Genomic DNA, 17,520 nt, shown 5'->3' with positions numbered 1-17,520 from the left:
TCATTTGCCGTTACGCTCAGCGTTGAAGCAAAACTGCTCGCTAACCTGTAGGTCATCGTCTCAGTTATTACATGCCAGAAGTGACCGTTCTCTTCCTGTACCAGAAAGATACCGCGAACCTCCTCCCTTGACTGTAAAGAAACAAGAGAGAAGGCGTCAATCATCTTCACCTCCGATGAGATCACGGCCTCGGCAGCTTCCGTTATTTCGGAAATCTCACCGTCTGAAGAGAGCGTGACTACTCTGGAATCAGTCACAACCCTTATCAACCCTTCGGGAAGAACAAAGATAGCGAGAATCTCACCAGCAGCTATCCGCTGCACCTTCTGAATTAAGGTAATGCTGACTGATAGCTCTAAGTCCCCGCCCCCAACCAGGTAACCAAGCAGAGATTGCTCGCTCTCAAGCACAGTACCAACCGAAAGTGCGGCTGAAAACACCAAAGCAATAGCGTAGGCGAGACAAATGACTCTCTTCATATGAGTTCCACCTTCACTTCCGCAAACCATCGACAGTGTTGAACCGATGAATCCCCTAGCGCTTCCCGGTTAATCAACCCAAACTCCTTGAGGACAGACCGAGACCTAACTGTTTGATGCACCTATTTCTCAACCAAGACAATTGTACCAAGATCGACGTCTTTGTCTACAACGGTAACTGAAAGGGACTGATATCTGGATTCGCTTTCATCGACCGAGAATCCTTCATCCATGTAATTGTCGAAAAACTCCAGCCTGTATTCCCCGGGACCGACCTTGCAGAATCTGAATTCACCTTCCTCCCAAATCGGATTGTCGATATGGGTAAACGTCGTGAGAGCCTCGCCATCTCCTTCGGGAAACAGCGCTGCGAGGAGAGGCAACTGATCCGAAGAGACAATTCCCGTTACATCGAAGAGGCTTCCGTGACGCACATGGATTACGGGCGTCATGTGGACCTTGTCTTCATGGCTCTTCTTCTCTCCTGAGATCTCGGCCTCACTGACTATGTCCTCCCACCGGCCGTTGATTTTCAACGACTTTGACAAGTCAAAGTCAAGAACAACATTCGTCACAGAACCTTCGTTAATCTCGAGACCCAGATTGTTTATCTTCAATGATCCAGAGTTGACGGTAACTGGATAGACTATCTCATTGGCCGTCATAGTTGCCGCAGAAACTTCTATCCGCAACTGGTTATATATACCGACGACTCCTGTAGTGTCGGGCAGTTCAAAAGTCGCTCCCACAAGAGTAAGAATGTCTACTTCAAATGGCTCGTCGACAATCACAATAGGCTCGTATTCGTCTGGAGGAACCTCCTCGGATCCATAGAGCTTTATGCTTTCAATCCTTACGGTAAGAGAGTCAATCTCTTCGATAGGGATTACTGCATCGGTAAGAACAACTCTCACCGTTCCCCTGTCAGCCTCTGGTAAAGTAAGATCCACGCACCCAGTGAAGAAAAACGCGGAGACCAGGACAATCAAGAATAGTAGCTTTTTCATTTTCTTTAACCTCCCTTCTTCATTTGCTTATAAACCGAGTCTATCCCCTATGTTATTAAAGAGAGATTAAACAATCGCACGCAGGAGCAGTCCGAAACTTGTCCTGATCGGAAGCTTTTACATTGTCAGCATTGTTCCAGTCGATAACGGGTGCTATATTTGATATTGGCCAAATGCCACGCCCTGTCGGTACGGGTCGGTGAGGAAGAGATAAGTTGAAAATAGGAATTCCCGGAGCACTCTTATATTACTATTACGGGCCGTACTGGGTCCATCTGTTTGAAGAACTCGGAATAGAGGTAATCACAACGCAGAAGACCGACAAGAAGACGATTGACAGAGGGATCGGGGTTTCTGTCCCCGAGATCTGCGTTCCAATCAAGATATACAACGGACATGTCCTCAGGTTGGTTGATCAGGGCGTTGATTATGTATTTGTGCCAAGAATGGTTTCAGTTGAGAAGGGCAAGTTCTTCTGCCCCAAGTTCATGGGACTGCCCGACATGATAGAACATGGAATCCCGGCCGTCAGGTCGAAGTTGCTCACACTGGACATTCAGAGCAGTACTGAAGACATCACTTCGCCAAAGTTGATTTATCCCATTGCCGGTAAACTTGGAGTCTCCAGAAGTGAAATCCGAAGAGCCAGCCATTCAGCAGGAAGGAGATGGAAGAAGTTCAGAAACCTCTGCCTGGAAGGCAAGACGATCAAGGAGGCGTGGGCAGAACTCGATGGAGCGGGCTCACCACTCGAAAGGAGTCACAATTCCCTGAAAATTGGCCTCCTCGGTTACGTCTATGACGTCTATGATGAATTCATCAGCATGGACGTGACTGCGAGACTGCGGCAGCTTGGAGCAGCGGTGACGACGTTTGAGATGATACCTCCCAAACTTTTGAAGAAGCACGTGAAGAAGATGAAGAAGAGTCTCTTCTGGACTTTCAGCGAAAAACTTCTTGGAGCGGCCTACAGCATGTTCAGGGAAGGTTCGGTCGACGGAGTCATTCACATTACTGCATTCGGTTGCGGACCTGATGCCTTTCTTGGGAGACTGCTCGAGATAGAATCCGAAGATTCAGGAATCCCCTTCATGACGTTGAGAATAGATGAACACACTGGAGAAAACCATCTCCAGACTAGGGTTGAGGCCTTCGTAGACATGCTTGGCAGGAAGTTCGGGAAGACGGGAGAAAGGCAATGAAGTATTCATTTCCATATTTGGGCAATGTGATGGCATACAGGAAGCTTCTCGAGATGCTGGGTCATGATGTTGTGGTTCCTCCGCGACCCACTCAGAAGACAATTGATCTTGGCACGAAACATAGCCCTGAATTCGCATGTTTCCCGTACAAGGTACTTATGGGCAATTACATTGAAGCGTGTGAGAAGGGAGCTGAGATAATAGTTTCAAGCGGCGGGCACGGTCCATGCCGCGCCGGTTTTTATGGGGAGCTTCACGAAAGAACTCTTCATCAAATTGGTTATGATGTTGAAGTAATTATCTTCGATTCCGTCAAGCGTGATTTGAAGGGCGATATTTCGAAGTTCATGAAAATCAAGGGAAAGAACTCTCTCGCCAAGGTCATCGGAGTTGCTCGCATTATCCTGACGATGCTCAGGGACCTCGATCAATTCGACAAGGAGATTCATAGGATTATGCCGTACGAGAAAGTCACGGGGACGTCCCAGAAAATCTTCGAGAGGATTTCCGGTGAATATGAAAAGTGTTGGACCCTTGATGAAGTAAGGAAGGCACACTCCCTGGCACGCGATATGATAGCTTCAATCGATGTTCATGATGTTGCCGAAGAAGAGAAGATACGCATCGGGGTTGTGGGGGAGATCTTTGTCGTAATTGAATCAAGCATAAACCTGGAAATTGAGAACACCCTGTGCAATCTGGGTTGCGAGGCCGAGAGATCGCAATACGTTGGAGAATGGGTCGATCACAATTTTTTCGGCAGAGGCCGCGAAAAAGAGATAATGAAAATGGGATCGGATTACATAAAGATTATTATCGGAGGGCACGCAAAGCAGAATGTTGGTCACATAGTCGACTACAGCAAAAGGGGCTTTGATGGAGTTGTTCATTTGATGCCTTTTGCATGCCTTCCTGAATTGGTCTCTCAAAGCGTCATCCCAAGGATTTCCGAACTGAACGGCATACCGGTTCTCACACTGGCAATAGATGAACAGACAGGGAAGGCGAACAGTTTGACGAGGATAGAGGCTTTTGTTGATCTTATTAGAAACTCTAAGCGCAAACGCACTTCCGCGAACAAGTGAGGGGATTTCTGTGGAGATTTTTGTTGGAGTGGATGTCGGTTCGGTAAGTACCAACATAGTGGCGCTTTCCGAAAGAGGCGAGATGGTTTTCAAGTATTACGTCAGGACTAACGGTCAACCTATGGACGCAGTTAAGTTTGGTTTCTCCAGGCTGAGGGAAGAACACAACGATCCCGCCGTCCTGGGCATCGGGACGACCGGCAGCGGCAGGCAGCTGGCAGCCGTCCTTCTTGGAGCAGATATTGTTAAGAACGAGATTACCGCTCACGGGGTGGCAGCATTCAGAGAAGTCAAAGAAGTGAGGACGATCTTTGAGATAGGCGGCCAGGACTCGAAGATAATATTGATAAGAGAAGGCATGGTGACCGACTTTGCCATGAACACTGTATGCGCGGCAGGAACCGGTTCCTTCCTAGATCATCAATCAGAAAGACTCGGCGTACCGATTGAGAAGTTTGGAGAGCTTGCGCTTCAGGCAACTACGGAAGTCCGAATTGCCGGAAGATGCACGGTTTTTGCCGAGTCCGATATGATAGCGAAACAACAATACGGATTCTCTAAGTCCGACATTATATGGGGTTTGTGCAAAGCGCTTGTCAGGAACTACATAAACAATCTCGGTCGAGGTAAGAAACTTGAGCCGCCTTTCGTTTTTCAGGGCGGAGTGGCAGCCAACAAAGGAATAAAAAAAGCATTTGAAGAGGCAGTCGGACATGAAGTAATTGTACCGAGTAACTACGATGTGATGGGAGCCATAGGCGCCGCAATTCTTGCCCGCGAAGAGATTGAGAGAAAACCGGTGGAATCTTCCTTCAAAGGATTTGACTATCTAAATCTTGATTTCCGGCCTTCCAGCTTCATCTGCAACGGTTGTTCGAACAGCTGCGAAGTAATCAACGCGAAAGCCGACGGAGAAATAATAGCAGTTTGGGGCGACCGGTGCGGCAAATGGCAGGAGCAGCTAAGAAGAAAGGAAAGAGCCTCTACCACTTGAGAGGCTCTTTGTCGTTCCTTCTGAAATCTTCATGGATGAGCTGTTCAGTTGAATTAGATCTCTCAATTATCCGTGCCGATCACAATTCTCGCAAAATGCTTACCAATCGATTTTGCAGAATAGACAGGCACTAGTTCATGACTTTATCGCCGCCGCCATGTTCAGACCTAGCTCAAAACACTTGTCGAGATCCTCTTGCGTTGGACAACTCTTCGACTCAATCACCGGGCCCACCTGATCGCACTTTGATTTTGAAGCGAACTGCTGAAGCTCTTTCAGGGCTCCCCCGCTCCAGGTGTAGGAACCGAAAACACCTATCTTGTGATTCTTCATCATCCTGTTCTCTATCGCGCTAACCAGCTGCTTCATCGGAGGGAAGAGCTCCATATTATACGTACAACTTCCCATCACCAGGCCCTTGTATCTCCAGATGTCTCTAATGATGAACGAAATGTGCGTCGTCGAGATATTGTGAACCCTGACTTTCTCGACTCCCCCCTCGACAAGACCCGAGGCTACCGCCTCCATCATTTTCTGGGTGTTCCCGTACATTGAACCGTATACCAGAACGACGCCTTCCTCTGTCTCCTGTCTGCTCCAGCGATCGTAAAGCTCGAGAATTCTTGAAGGGTTCTTCCTCCAGACGGGTCCGTGAGTGGCGCAGATAACCTTTATATCAACGCCTTTTAGTTTTTCGAAGGCTTTCTGGACCATTGCGCTGTATCTGCCGACAATGTTTGAGAAATATCTGAGAACTTCATCCTCAAAGAAATCCACATCAACTTCGTCGTCGAAAATCCCTCCGTTAAGTGCGCCGAAACCACCAAAGGCATCTCCGGAAAACAGCACGCCCGTGGTCTTTTCAAGTGTCATCATTGTCTCTGGCCAGTGCACCATAGGGGTCATGTAGAATCGGAGGCTCTTGGAGCCTATTTTCAGCTCTTCGCCATCTTCAACCCTGACCACATTGTCGGTCACTCCATAGAAGGCGTCGAGCATATCCATGGTTTTTTCATTTCCGACCACGCTCATGTCAGGGAAGGCCTCTCTAAGGACTTTGATCGAACCGGAGTGGTCGGGTTCCATATGATTGACCACGAGATAATCGACCTTCTTTCCAGCAGGAAGAAGCGACTTTATCTTGTCGAGATATGCCGAGAAAAAAGGCCCCTTGACAGTGTCAATGAGAACAACCTTTTCATCGATCAGAATATATGAGTTGTAGGACACTCCTCTTGGAATGGGCCAGAGCGACTCGAAGAGATGCGTCTCGAAATCGTTCACTCCTATCCAGTGGATTCCTTCTTCGATTTTTACAGTTTCACTCACCAAAAAAGCCTCCCTTCTGAATTTCGTCGATATAGAAAAAAACATCACAATTGTTCCTGTCTCCTAAGAACAATGGAAAAGTTCACGGGTTACTCAAGATGCGCTCAAATATCTCCTTCCCGTGAAGTACAGCAGCAGGATTCCGCTAATCGAAAGAACTAGATTAGTTACCAGGAAATACACTGTCGAGACCATCTCGATTCCGAGCGAATGCCTGATTATTTCTGCCACGTACTTTACAGGAAGAAAGCTCGATATGGCTCTTAGATAATCTGGCAAGAATGCAAGGGGAAAGTATATGCCAGCGAGGAAGATCATTATCACCATTAAGATGCTTGCCGCCGTGTCGGCCGTTTCCGGATTCCTGAAGAGAAGTGTGAGGAAAAGGCCAAGAGCCATCATTCCGAGAGTTGATGAGACTATCGATATTAGGAAAAGCGGCCAATTAATCTGAAAGCCTGTCTTGAACAGAAGTCTGCTTACTATCAAGATCAGGATGATTGACACCAGACTAACCAGGAATCTCGTTAGGGTGCTTCCAAGAATGAAAGTCATGGGTTTGAGCGGAGTGATCTTGAATCTATCTAGAACTCCCCTCTTTCTGTACCTTCCAAAGACGCTTATCACCGAAAACATCCCGGCTGAAAGGAGAGAGATCGCTACGACACCCGACATCGTATAATCGGCATCGGTTGCGCGAACTCTTCCGGCTGTCTCGGGAATGTTCTCAACAACAATCACCGACTTCACATTGTTAATCTCCTTCTCAACGGCCGCAGAGATACTTGCCCTTGCCATTTCTATTGTACTCAGCTGACCAACATCACCCTCACGATAGAGATAGGAGATTTTCTCGCCATCGAATGTAACACCAAGCAAGACATCCCCAGCCTTTATCGCTTCTTCAAGACTATTATCGTCGTCGAAGAAACTAAGACTCCAGGCCCCCGTCTCCTCAATAATCGGAGAAATATCGTAAGCGCCGGTCTGATATAGACCTAGAGATGGCTTCTGATAATCACTGGAGCCACCGAAAAAGAAACCGAACAGCAGCAGAAATATCATCGGAAAGAATAAAGTGAAAAAGACTTCGAGCTTGTTTCTGAACGCCTCTTTTGCAAAGGCGATGAAGACAGCTTCTAACTTGTTTCTACTCATAGCCCATCACCTTCTTGAAATTCACGGCAAAAACGACCAGTGAGAATGTAGTCCAGATCAGGGGTACCGCTATCAGCCAGCCCACCGAAAGCGGTGCGAACTGGTAGCCCATTACCCTTCTGCTGAGCTCAACAAGATAGGTGGTCGGTAATGCGTAGACCAACCAACGGATCCCCCACGGGAGATCAAATACGGGGAAATAAAGGCCCCCGAGAAACATCATTATCTGGTACAGAGTCTGCCCCAGCACGGTAACCGTTGATAGCTTCTTCGAAAAGGAAGCTAGCATCAGGCCAAAAGATACCGCAACAATCATTGAGTAGAGCAGGGTCAGGATGAACCTGATATCGAAGATTGAACCGCCAACCCTGTAGACGAAAGCGGCTACAAGATATAGAAGCACCAATGAGATCAGCATAGTTATTATCAGTTTGAAGAAGTGGCCCGCGAAGTATTCAAGAGATCTCAAGGGAGTTGTGTAGAGTTTCTTATTCACCCCGGAGACTCTGTACTGAATGAGACCTATAGGGCTGTTGAATAGAGCCACCGAGAGAATCATCATCAAAGCGACTCCCGGAAAGATGTACTCTTTGTAATCAAAGGCCTTCTCTTCGATTGCCGAGATAACTTTCGTCTCCGTGACAATGTTCATGAAATCCCCTTTGCCCCGCCGTTCGATCTCGAGATTCACTTCGTTTATCACTTCCTCGATAATGCTCGAAGCGATTGTGGACGATTCCTTGCCGCTGATATAGTGAACTCGAAGCGGCACCTCGCCCATCTTGAGCGCCAGCGCGCTTGTCATCTTGGCGTTGGTCCCGGCGGGAATAACGAGCACGATATCCTGCCTTCCCTCCCTAAGATCAACTAGAGCTTCATCGATTGACCCGTACTCCTTCTTGACAAACGGACCGCTCTCCGAGGAGATCCCTTCAATTACTTCGTCGATAATCTTTCCAAATCCCGCAAGATTCTCCTCCCTCACAATCCCCACTCTGAAACTCACTCCCTGTGTGCCGCTCCCGTAAAAGGACCCAAAAACCGACGTCAGAATGAAGTAGAGAATCAACGGAAATATGAAACTCCAGAACATCACCTGGAACTCTCTGATTTCGCTCTTGAAAAGCCCTGACGTGAAATTCCACAATCTGCTCATGGAATCACCTCAGTCCCTCAGTTTTCTGCCGGTAAGGGTGATAAAGACGTCCTCCAGATTGGGCTTTCGAATCGTAACGTCGTCCAGGAGCAGGCCAAATTTCTTCGATCTCTCGAAAAGCCTGCCCAGAATTCTCTCCACATCCCTCGTTGTCACCGAATACTCGCGATTCTCAACATGTTGAAGAGCTTCCATATCCAGAAATTCCCCTGGTACGGGATCCTCTCCCTGAACACCGAAAGTGACAATATTCTCCGCGTCGATAGAGTCAATGAGCTCATCCAAAGTCCCTCTAGCGATAATCTTTCCGTAATCCATTATGATTATTCTGTCGGCCAATCTCTCTGCCTCTTCCATATAGTGAGTCGTAAGAATTATTGTCTTTTCCTTCTTATTCAGGGCCAATATGGTCTCCCACAGCATTCTTCTGGCCTGAGGATCCAGTCCGGTGGTGGGCTCATCAAGAAACACTACTTTCGGATCATTTACTAGAGCCACTGCAACTGCCAACCTCTGGAGCTGTCCTCCCGAAAGATTCTTGGTGTAGGTTTTCTCTTTATCTTCGAGAGATACCTCTTTGATCAGATCTCTTGATGGAATACTCTTCCTGTATAGACCTCTGAAGAGGTCAAGAGTTTCCTTGACAGAGAGATACTCGAAAAAACTCGACGACTGGAGCTGAACGCCGATCTCCTCCTTCACCCTTTCGCTGGAAGGAGGGAGTCTCTCTTCGAAATACTCAATAGTGCCTTCGTCGGGTTTTCTCAGCCCCTCAAGCATCTCAACGGTTGTGGTCTTGCCGGCGCCGTTGGGACCTAAAATGGCCAGTACTTCTCCCTCAATGAGATCGAATTCTATTCCGTCAACTGCCTTCGTGTCCCCATAATATTTCCGGAGATTCATCACTTCAATTACATTTTTCGACACAGCTTTCACCACCCAATCGATACGTCTGTCCTTGCCAATACTATAGATTCTACCAGCTGTAGCAGGCGTCAGCTCTATCTCAATCCTGCTCGTCTATAGCCTTCAACATAGCCTTAGCGGCCCGCAGAGGCCCGTCCATCTCGAATCCCGGTATTCCTAACCTCGTCTTGACCTCTCCAACCGTTACCCCCGCTTCCATCATGGCCTTTAGATAGCGATCGGCTATTACCTCGTGTTTATCCCGCCTTTGAATTGCTCCAAAAGGATTCGCGAAGTAACTGTAAGTCAGACCCTTCTCGGATGTAGTCCCTTTGGCCATCCTGGCGCCGCTCGAAAAGACCTCCGCCGCTTCGGAAGGGTCGCTGAAAATGCGAAGGTCGTCCTCGGTGTTCTCGTCGAAATTGTTTGCATAGAGGAAATAATCAATCTTTGTCGGCTTAATGATCTCCGTATAGTTGGAATAGGGGACAATCACCCTGGCGTTTATCTCGTTAGGGTTCATGAATATGCTTCGATCCATCGTTGAATATGCGTACCCAGGCTGAAGATCATCGAGACGCACAAAGGCTCCCGTCTCAGTACCGTAAGCGACCACAGAACCGGATGAAGTTATGTCCAGAGATCCCATGTCATCGATCAAGATGTTTACCTCGGATACTTCCGAAGAAAGCCTGTTCAAAGCGTCGAGGGTTTCGGACTTACCGGCTCCGCTGTCTCCGATCAGCATTACGTTGGCCTTCTTCCCATTCCTAAGTTTTATATTCGCCAGGGCGCCGTGAATCGGCAACCTTCCTTCGTCGATAACAAGAAGATTGTGAATCGTGAGTATCATCTTCTTCATATACCCGAAATAGTCGATCACGGGATCGTCTCCGACTACTCCGACATAAGTGCCGTCGTCTTCTCTGTAAATAACTCCGTTGAAGTCCCCTCTCTCTTCGAAGAGAGAGTTGTCTAATCCCAAAACGTATATGCCATCGGGTTTCTTGTGCCTGACGATATCGAAACTTGCGAGCTCGAATAGATTCCCGAGACCGGCGGCCAGAGCCAGGTACTCTTTGTTTACCACCACGAAGACAAGTTTGGAGCCTACGTGAATGGGGAACAAGAACCAGTCTTTTCCCGAAGAAATATTCAGTCTTCCTAAAATTGGCTTGTCATAGACCTTAAACAATCCCTGTCTTTTGTTTGACCTGGTATAGAAGATTACCGGCGGTTCAAAGACTATGCTCCAGACGCATGCCATGTCGTACAGAAAGTCTGCTCCGGCTACCCTAACTCTCTCATCTACTTCGGGACGATCGACAATGAATCCCACCTGAGCGCCACCCGGCTCCTGTCTGAGAATCTTCAGCCTTATATCGGAAACATTTATCAATATCTGCCTGTAAAGGCTGAGTACCAAACCCTTGAGGTCAGTGTTGGTTCTTACTAGAACCATCTGCTTGAAAATTCTATCGAAGCGATTCGGGGTGTACTCATCTCTCTTTACTATGAATCTGTGCTTGTTTCTCCACAGAGAAAACAAGCTCTCGACAAATCTAACAAGAAGTTCCTTCTTGTTGCTCATCTTCGGGAAGGAGTAATACGGCGAACCGTCAATCTTCTCAATCGGATCGATCGTGAGTGCAAGAAGAAGCTCTATAATCCCCTCGATATCGTACTTTCTGGAAATATCCACCGTATCTGTATTCTTCAAGAACGGCTCGAACAATGAAAGAAGCGAATTCTTCTTTTCTTCCGAGTCCCTTATCAACTCTGCAAGAATCTCTTTGAAGGTGACGCTGTTAAGTATTTGAGAAGAAGCATTGTATGCTACTTCACCATTAATCAAAATACTCCTCATTGATCGTGGCCTCCTCAATTCAATGTAAGTATATTATACTTGCAGGTCGATTAGTTTCCTTTCACTTAAGTGAAGATCGTACAATTCAAGCGTATGGCCGGCAACTTGAACCTTATGGCGGCCCTCGCTCAAATACAACTTCTCTTCGAGTCGAAGATGTCTCTGTTTGTTCCTCCCGGTTGGAGCAATGTGTTTTGATTCCAATACTTTTCATAGCAGGATAAATATTGGAAGCAACTTGCAGGGAACAGTGCTAGAATTCAATTGATGCGGACATGAGCCGCGAGAAAAAGAGGTGTCCAGTATGGCGGACAAGAAGAAAGAAGTTAAGAAAGAAGCAAGAAAAGAAACCAAGAAAGAAAAACCGAAGAAGTAGTTCCTCTAATAACCTACTCCGGGAGGCGGGTGAAGATTGCCCGCCTCCCGTTTTCATTTGCTCACACCTCTCCTCGCTGCGAAAAACTAGATATTCGTTGTAAAATCCAGATGTAGGCCGGCTCTTCTTGCACCGGAAGGGAGGGTGTAGCGATGAGAAAGAGAATAGTTTTGCTGATTCTGCTTCTTACGGTAGTAATGGCATTTGGACAGAAAGATATTTTTTCAACCCTGCACGATGTTGAACAGCTGAGTACCCTTGCCGAAATGGTTCAGGTTGCGGGACTTGATGATCTTCTCTCTGGTCCGGGACCCTTCACATTGTTTGCGCCTGAGGACAACGCCTTTCTGCAGCTGCCGGGAAGGACTGCAGAAGATCTTTCAGACAATCGGCCCTTTATGCGGAGAGTCCTTCTATTCCACATAGTTCGTGGAAGCCTGTGCTCTAGCATGATCGTCCAGAATCCAGAACTTGAGACGCTTCTCGGTCAGTCACTTTCGATCGATTCCAGAGGCGGCGTAAGAGTTGACGGTTCAACAATAGTGGTCAGGGACATCCAGGCATCGAACGGCATGATTCATGTGATAGATTCTGTGATATTCCCCCGTGAAGAGCCGGACATTGCCCAGGTAATGAGGAATACAGGAATACTGGACGTGGCGATGTCTGCTTTTGAAGAGACGGCCGTAGTGGATGCTTTGAAAGGTGAGGGTCCGATGACCGTCTTCGTGCCGAGCGATCTCGCCTTTGCCAGAATACCATGTGAAACGATGGAAGCTCTACTGAGTGACCCGGAATGGCTAAGGGAGGTGCTTCTTTATCACATATCGGAAGGTCTCTTCACAACCGGTGATTTAATCTTTGAAAACGAAGTGAGATCGCTGCAGGGAGAGATAATTGAGGTGAAAGTGGCTGAGTCAGGACTCTGCGTGCAGAACACTCTGATAAGCGTGCCCGATATAGAGGCAAGAAACGGAATCATACACGTTATCGATCATGTGATGTTCCCTCGGAATTCACGGAGAAACCTGCCATCAATCAATGAGACTCTAGAAGAAAAGGGATTCGCTCTCATGCGGACGCTTCTCGAAACACTGGATCCAGATATCCGCTCGAATGAGAAGCATCGTATCACCGTCTTTGCTGTGCCAAATGAGGCGCTACTCAATCTTGAAGTGGATATTAACCTGGTTTCCAGCGACCGAGAATCCCTGGAAAAACTGCTCGCTTTTCACGTCGTTCCAAACGAATACCTCCACTCTGAACTGAGGATCGCTCGGACAATATTTGCGGCAAATGGAAAGCCCTTGACCGTAAGGATAAGTGATCAGTCCACAATTAACGGAATCCCGATAGTCGAAAGAGATATTCTGTGCAGAGACGGAGTAATCCATGTAATCGAATCTCCCTTGATAATCGAACACTAGTCTAGTTAACAGCTCTCTTTCGGATAATCATCTTTCCGAGGGACACCAGTCCCCTGGATGAGACAACACTTCCGAAGGCGAGCGTTCCCAGTTTTCCGCCGGCTCCTCCGAAATGATTCGCGCTATAGATGAACATTATCCCCATAATCAGCGCACTGAAGAGAACTGCCTTTTCGCTCCTTAACTTCTCTCTGGAAGACATACCGACAAAGGAAGCAGCCATCACTACGGCCGCCATTACTGCCGCGTTTTCGGCACCAAATGCGGGAAGAAGCAGCCCTCCAAGCAGACTGACCAGAGAGGAGGCAAACACGGGGTCGTTTTTCAGCCTAATGCTTAATGAATAGGTCAGGACGGCGGCGCCAATACTGAAGAGCATTATGCTTATTCCAAAATGACGAAATTCAACGAGCACATCGAGCAACCTGCATCTGGAACTGGTTGAAACCAGTATCCAGCTACTGAAGGCTATCGTGCCAAGCTTTCCGCCGTATCCCTTGAACACATCCCTGGTCAAGAAGAATACCGTTCCCGCAATTGCTCCTGCAATAACAATATGTCCAAAATCATGAAGTACATCGGTAGAAACCATCCCGACAAAAGCTCCGCAATAGACTTCTACAGCATATTTCTTCACGATGGCAGTACCGAATAGACCGACAAGTGAAGCTGCAATAATTGCGCCGAGGCCGAGATAGATATTGACAACATATGCCGAAAGTGTGCCCGCAACAACCGCTATCAAAACAATCGGGTATTCCTTCAGCATCTTCGAGACCGGTTGTTTTGCCGGGAACTCTCGGAAAGCTTCCCATACAAAACCAACGACAATGATAGAAAGAAAGGGAACCATGAAGCTCTCCAGTTCAAGCGACGAAACTGCCGTTTGAACAAAAAGAAGAAGAGTCATCAAGACCAGTATCGTGAATCCCAACCATCTCATCCCCGGCCTCCAGATCATCTGCAAGAGCATTACCCCGTATGGGTTCCCGAGCGCAGTTCTTGCATCAAGATTATGGTTGTACACTGAACATACATAGTTCGATTCTCTTATCACTTACTGAACAAAGTCAATTGTGAAAAAAGGGAAATTCTGAATCAGATCCCGGCATTTCGAGTCGTCTATCTTCCTGGTTAATGATAGGTTGATATTTCTGCAAAGACCATTTTAAGTGCGATTAGGTAGTATAATGATTATATCGTATCCATCATTTTTAAGCCCCCCTAATTACTGATTAAGTCTCAAGGTTCTGGAGTTTTCTTGTTGCCGAGCGCTTAGATGGTGAGGATTCTTCATTCTGATAGTTTTTCGGGGCAGAAAGGGTTGGTATCATTGAAAAGACATTTTAAATTCCTTGTTTTCATTGCGATTGTTGCCGTGGTTGTTGTTTTATCTGCCTTTTCATTTACCTCCATGTGGGAAGATCCGCCGATTATTCCCGGCTCCGGCGTGACGGAAATAAGAATGTTGAGCGAATGGCTGCCCTCTATTGAAGGCACGATGCTGGATACTGAGGTCTATGTGATCAACGGCTCAGAAGAAGGTGGGAAGTTCCTTCTTCTCGGCGGAACGCATCCAAACGAACCCGGCGGCACTCTTGCAGCAATTGTATTTGTCGAGAACGTGTCTGCAATTTCGGGAACCATTTATGTGATACCTAGATCAAATCACAGCGCCTTTACCCATAATGACGCAATGGAAGGTTCTCCTCAATTCTTTTCAATACAATTGCCCGACGGCTCGCAAAGAGTCTTCAGATTCGGTTCACGGAGGACCAATCCCATTTCACAGTGGCCAGATCCGACAATATATCTTCACCCGACGGGGGCCACGCTGGGAGGCGGAGAAGTTTCGAACCTGAACAGGACCTTCCCCGGTCGAGAAGACGGTTATTCTACCGAAAAGGTGGCTGCCGCTATTATGAATCTAGTGCTCGAAGAGGAAATAGATCTGGTTTGCGATCTGCACGAGTCTTCGCCGGAGTATCCAGTAAACAACGCAATCGTCTTTCACCAGGATTCCGCAGAACTAGCAATTATGACTCAGATGATGCTCGAGATGGAAGGTGTCGACATCAGACTCGAAGAGTCTCCAGTCAATCTCAGAGGGCTTACTCACAGAGAGATCGGGGATAATTCAGATGCCCAAGTCGTTCTCCTCGAAGTATCAAATCCTTCACAGGGAAGACTGCGGGGAAAGACAACGGAAGATCTCGTTACAGAGGGAATCGACAAGTTCTACTTGCAGGCTTCCAAAGACGGTAAATTGTTCGCCCCGTATGACGAAACAGGTTATCCTCTAGATCTCAGAGTCGCAAGACATGTCTCAACTATAAGGGTTCTGCTAGATTCCTGGAACATGATGTTTCCCGAGAGGAGGATCCTTCTTTCTGACATTCCGACCTATGAGGGGCTGGTTGATGGTCTGGGGACTTATCTTAATCCAGTTTCATGAGAAACACACATTTCTAGATTGGAGGGGAAAGAATGAAAAAAGTAGTATTACTCGTTACACTTATTGCCTTTGCGTTTACGGCATCATTTGCTACCGTAACTGCTCCAACCGTTGCCTCTAGCAATGGAATGGTGGCTGCTGTCAACAATTACGCAGCCGAAGTCGGCGCAAAGATTCTCGAGATGGGAGGCAACGCTGTTGACGCTGCGATTGCAGTAAGTTTTGCTCTTGGCGTTGTCGAACCCTACGCGTCCGGTTTAGGCGGAGAAGGCTATGCCGTAATCACAATGGCCGATGGAAGCAAGTTCGCTATCGACTTCAGGAGCGCAGCCCCGATGGCAGCTTCTTACGAATCTCTTTCCGAGCTCGGACTGACCTTAAGCAAAGCTAATTACACTCCGAAGGGAGCCTGTGTTCCCGGAGTTCTTGCCGGAATAAAGGAAGCCTGGCTGTTGGGAGCTACACTTCCTCTGGCAGATCTCATTCAGCCAGCAATAGACCTTGCAAGAAATGGTTTCATAGTCGATGAAACATTTGCCCAGACTACTTCCGACAAATACGAACTTGTTCTCGAAAACGGCTTCGATTTCTTGAACGAGGGCTTTGTCTGGGAAGCCGGGTCAGTATTCACAAATCCCCAGCTGGCAGAGACTCTTGAAAGAATAAAAGAGGAAGGCATCGATACATTCTACACGGGAAGCCTCGCAGATGAGATCGAAGAATTCATGATTGAAGTCGGCGGTTTCATGAGAAAGTCGGACCTCGAGATGTACGGCGCGATCGTAAGAGAACCACTTCACGGGACTTACAGAGGTTACGACTTATACGTTCCACATCCGCCGGTTTCCGGCCCTCAGTTTATCGCCGTTCTCAATACTCTTGAGAACTACAATCTTCCCGCAATGAGCTGGGACGATCCTCTGGCAGTTCACATTATTCAGCAGGCGCTGGTTCTTGGAGACGTCGACAGAAGAGCTTACATAAGCGATCCCGAGTTCTACGATCTTCCTTATGAAGCCTTCATGAGCAAAGAATATGCGAAAACAAGATTCATGGCAATCGATCTGTCACAGGCCTTCGATCCGGCTTCTTACTACGACTATCAGGGAAACGCCTACCCCTTCGCCGATGGGTCGTCATACGAAGAGGTCCTTCTCGAAGCTCTCGAATCGGTAGCCGCTAATGAAAGCGGAGTGGAAGAATCGCCATCGACAACCCATTTCTCTATTGTTGACAAAGACGGAAACGCCGTAGCCTGGACCCAGACGATCTCGAGCTTCTTCGGTACAAGCGTTTATTTCAAAGGGTTCTTCTTCAACAACGAAATGTACAACTTCGCTTCTTCATACAGAGATTGGGATATAATTAACCTTACTGGTGGAATGAGACCGAGAACGACAATCTGTCCGACAATAATTCAGAAGGATGGAAAGGTTCGCTGGGTAATCGGTACACCTGGAGGCGGTAGAATAATATCCACCATGGTTCAGTTGGCAGTTGACCTTATAGACTTCAACATGCCTGTGGATCAGGCAATAAGAACTCCCAAGTTCGTTGGATACACGACTTACAAGGATCTTAGAATCGAAGAAGGCTATCCACAGACTACACTTGACTTCCTCGAAAAGGTTCTTGGGCATCAACTGAATGTATATTCATACCCCGATCTCTTCTTTGGCGGCCCTAATCTTGTTTCTGTTGAAGAAAACGGTTTGATGATAGGAGCCGGCTCCATAAGAAGAGGCGGATCTGCTTCAGCACCGGAATTTTGAGAAATAGAAAGGATGATGTGATTTGAAAAGGTTACTTATTGTACTTCTGATTATCGGCGTCGTGTCTGTTGGATTTGCTGCAGATGGGACCGAGCAAGGATGTATTCTTGAAGAACCCGTTGCAGTTACTTCGGCCGGGCAATCTCCCGGCGCGCTCCAGTTCACAATAGTTGCAAAGATGATCAAGCTGGAATACACTTTTGAAAAGCTTCTTAGCGTAGAGACTGTAGACATCTCTCAATTCAAGACCCTTGTGCTGGTCGTTGGAGCCAGTGGAAAGGGCCTTGGGGCTGCCAACATAGATATC

Annotated in this window: 15 protein-coding genes; 7 read left to right on the top strand and 8 right to left on the bottom strand. The window is 47.5% G+C overall.

Annotated features, from left to right (window positions below; translation table 11 throughout):
- Together ENN47_08905 and ENN47_08900 are read right to left on the bottom strand one after the other, a co-directional pair.
- The coding region (locus ENN47_08905) for a hypothetical protein (GenBank protein HDP78283.1) at window positions 1–479 on the bottom strand (479 nt) is incomplete at its 3' end.
- A gap of 122 nt (window positions 480–601) precedes the next feature.
- Complete coding sequence (locus ENN47_08900; protein HDP78282.1) at window positions 602–1,486, bottom strand: DUF4382 domain-containing protein; 885 nt, start codon at window positions 1,484–1,486, stop codon at window positions 602–604.
- 215 nt (window positions 1,487–1,701) lie between these two features.
- Between ENN47_08900 and ENN47_08895 the strand changes: the two genes are divergently transcribed.
- From ENN47_08895 to ENN47_08885, 3 genes are read left to right on the top strand one after another with little or no spacing between them, the layout of a single operon-like run.
- Complete coding sequence (locus ENN47_08895; protein ID HDP78281.1) at window positions 1,702–2,688, top strand: hypothetical protein; 987 nt, start codon at window positions 1,702–1,704, stop codon at window positions 2,686–2,688.
- Window positions 2,685–3,773, top strand: coding sequence for a hypothetical protein (locus tag ENN47_08890; protein ID HDP78280.1), 1,089 nt, complete (start codon window positions 2,685–2,687; stop codon window positions 3,771–3,773). The genes ENN47_08895 and ENN47_08890 overlap by 4 nt, the downstream gene beginning before the upstream one ends.
- Window positions 3,774–3,783: 10 nt before the next feature.
- Complete coding sequence (locus ENN47_08885; GenBank protein HDP78279.1) at window positions 3,784–4,767, top strand: 2-hydroxyglutaryl-CoA dehydratase; 984 nt, start codon at window positions 3,784–3,786, stop codon at window positions 4,765–4,767.
- Window positions 4,768–4,902: 135 nt separating this feature from the next.
- Here ENN47_08885 and ENN47_08880 read toward each other — a convergent pair whose 3' ends face one another.
- The 5 genes from ENN47_08880 to ENN47_08860 form a co-directional block, all read right to left on the bottom strand.
- Entirely contained in the window at window positions 4,903–6,096 is a 1,194-nt protein-coding gene (locus ENN47_08880) for an FprA family A-type flavoprotein (GenBank protein ID HDP78278.1), read from the bottom strand.
- A 93-nt stretch (window positions 6,097–6,189) separates the two neighbouring features.
- A complete protein-coding gene (locus tag ENN47_08875; protein HDP78277.1) occupies window positions 6,190–7,254 on the bottom strand; it encodes an ABC transporter permease in 1,065 nt (354 codons plus the stop codon).
- Window positions 7,247–8,410, bottom strand: coding sequence for an ABC transporter permease (locus tag ENN47_08870; GenBank protein ID HDP78276.1), 1,164 nt, complete (start codon window positions 8,408–8,410; stop codon window positions 7,247–7,249). The genes ENN47_08875 and ENN47_08870 overlap by 8 nt, the downstream gene beginning before the upstream one ends.
- 9 nt (window positions 8,411–8,419) lie before the next feature.
- The gene (locus ENN47_08865) at window positions 8,420–9,337 is read right to left on the bottom strand and encodes an ABC transporter ATP-binding protein (protein ID HDP78275.1); all 918 of its coding nucleotides are present in this window, start codon (window positions 9,335–9,337) and stop codon (window positions 8,420–8,422) included.
- A gap of 79 nt (window positions 9,338–9,416) precedes the next feature.
- On the bottom strand, window positions 9,417–11,183 hold the full coding sequence (locus ENN47_08860; GenBank protein HDP78274.1) for an ATPase: 1,767 nt from the start codon (window positions 11,181–11,183) through the stop codon (window positions 9,417–9,419).
- Window positions 11,184–11,711: 528 nt separating this feature from the next.
- Here ENN47_08860 and ENN47_08855 point away from each other — a divergent pair.
- On the top strand, window positions 11,712–12,986 hold the full coding sequence (locus ENN47_08855) for a fasciclin domain-containing protein (GenBank protein HDP78273.1): 1,275 nt from the start codon (window positions 11,712–11,714) through the stop codon (window positions 12,984–12,986).
- A gap of 1 nt (window position 12,987) precedes the next feature.
- On the opposite strand, the gene ENN47_08850 is transcribed toward ENN47_08855, so the two are convergent.
- Entirely contained in the window at window positions 12,988–13,929 is a 942-nt protein-coding gene (locus ENN47_08850; protein ID HDP78272.1) for a hypothetical protein, read from the bottom strand.
- A gap of 336 nt (window positions 13,930–14,265) precedes the next feature.
- Here ENN47_08850 and ENN47_08845 point away from each other — a divergent pair, with 336 nt between their 5' ends.
- The 3 genes from ENN47_08845 to ENN47_08835 form a co-directional block, all read left to right on the top strand.
- Complete coding sequence (locus tag ENN47_08845) at window positions 14,266–15,441, top strand: succinylglutamate desuccinylase (protein ID HDP78271.1); 1,176 nt, start codon at window positions 14,266–14,268, stop codon at window positions 15,439–15,441.
- A gap of 32 nt (window positions 15,442–15,473) precedes the next feature.
- On the top strand, window positions 15,474–17,213 hold the full coding sequence (gene ggt, locus ENN47_08840; GenBank protein ID HDP78270.1) for a gamma-glutamyltransferase: 1,740 nt from the start codon (window positions 15,474–15,476) through the stop codon (window positions 17,211–17,213).
- A gap of 22 nt (window positions 17,214–17,235) precedes the next feature.
- Window positions 17,236–17,520: hypothetical protein (locus ENN47_08835; protein ID HDP78269.1), on the top strand; the 285-nt coding region annotated here is incomplete at its 3' end.

The sequence above is a fragment of the Mesotoga infera genome (assembly GCA_011045915.1).
Taxonomy (GTDB): domain Bacteria; phylum Thermotogota; class Thermotogae; order Petrotogales; family Kosmotogaceae; genus Mesotoga; species Mesotoga infera_D.
The sequence above is the reverse complement of the archived record's forward strand: the minus strand, read 5'-3'. Positions and strand labels throughout refer to the sequence as shown.

Bases quoted from the DNA above. Each gene is read 5' to 3' on its own strand.
- ENN47_08900 (HDP78282.1), bottom strand. From the start codon at position 1,486: ATGAAAAAGCTACTATTCTTGATTGTCCTGGTCTCCGCGTTTTTCTTC.
- ENN47_08890 (HDP78280.1), top strand. From the start codon at position 2,685: ATGAAGTATTCATTTCCATATTTGGGCAATGTGATGGCATACAGGAAG.
- ENN47_08875 (HDP78277.1), bottom strand. From the start codon at position 7,254: ATGAGTAGAAACAAGTTAGAAGCTGTCTTCATCGCCTTTGCAAAAGAG.
- ENN47_08870 (HDP78276.1), bottom strand. From the start codon at position 8,410: ATGAGCAGATTGTGGAATTTCACGTCAGGGCTTTTCAAGAGCGAAATC.
- ENN47_08860 (HDP78274.1), bottom strand. From the start codon at position 11,183: ATGAGGAGTATTTTGATTAATGGTGAAGTAGCATACAATGCTTCTTCT.
- ENN47_08855 (HDP78273.1), top strand. From the start codon at position 11,712: ATGAGAAAGAGAATAGTTTTGCTGATTCTGCTTCTTACGGTAGTAATG.
- ENN47_08850 (HDP78272.1), bottom strand. From the start codon at position 13,929: ATGAGATGGTTGGGATTCACGATACTGGTCTTGATGACTCTTCTTCTT.
- ENN47_08845 (HDP78271.1), top strand. From the start codon at position 14,266: ATGGTGAGGATTCTTCATTCTGATAGTTTTTCGGGGCAGAAAGGGTTG.
- ggt (HDP78270.1), top strand. From the start codon at position 15,474: ATGAAAAAAGTAGTATTACTCGTTACACTTATTGCCTTTGCGTTTACG.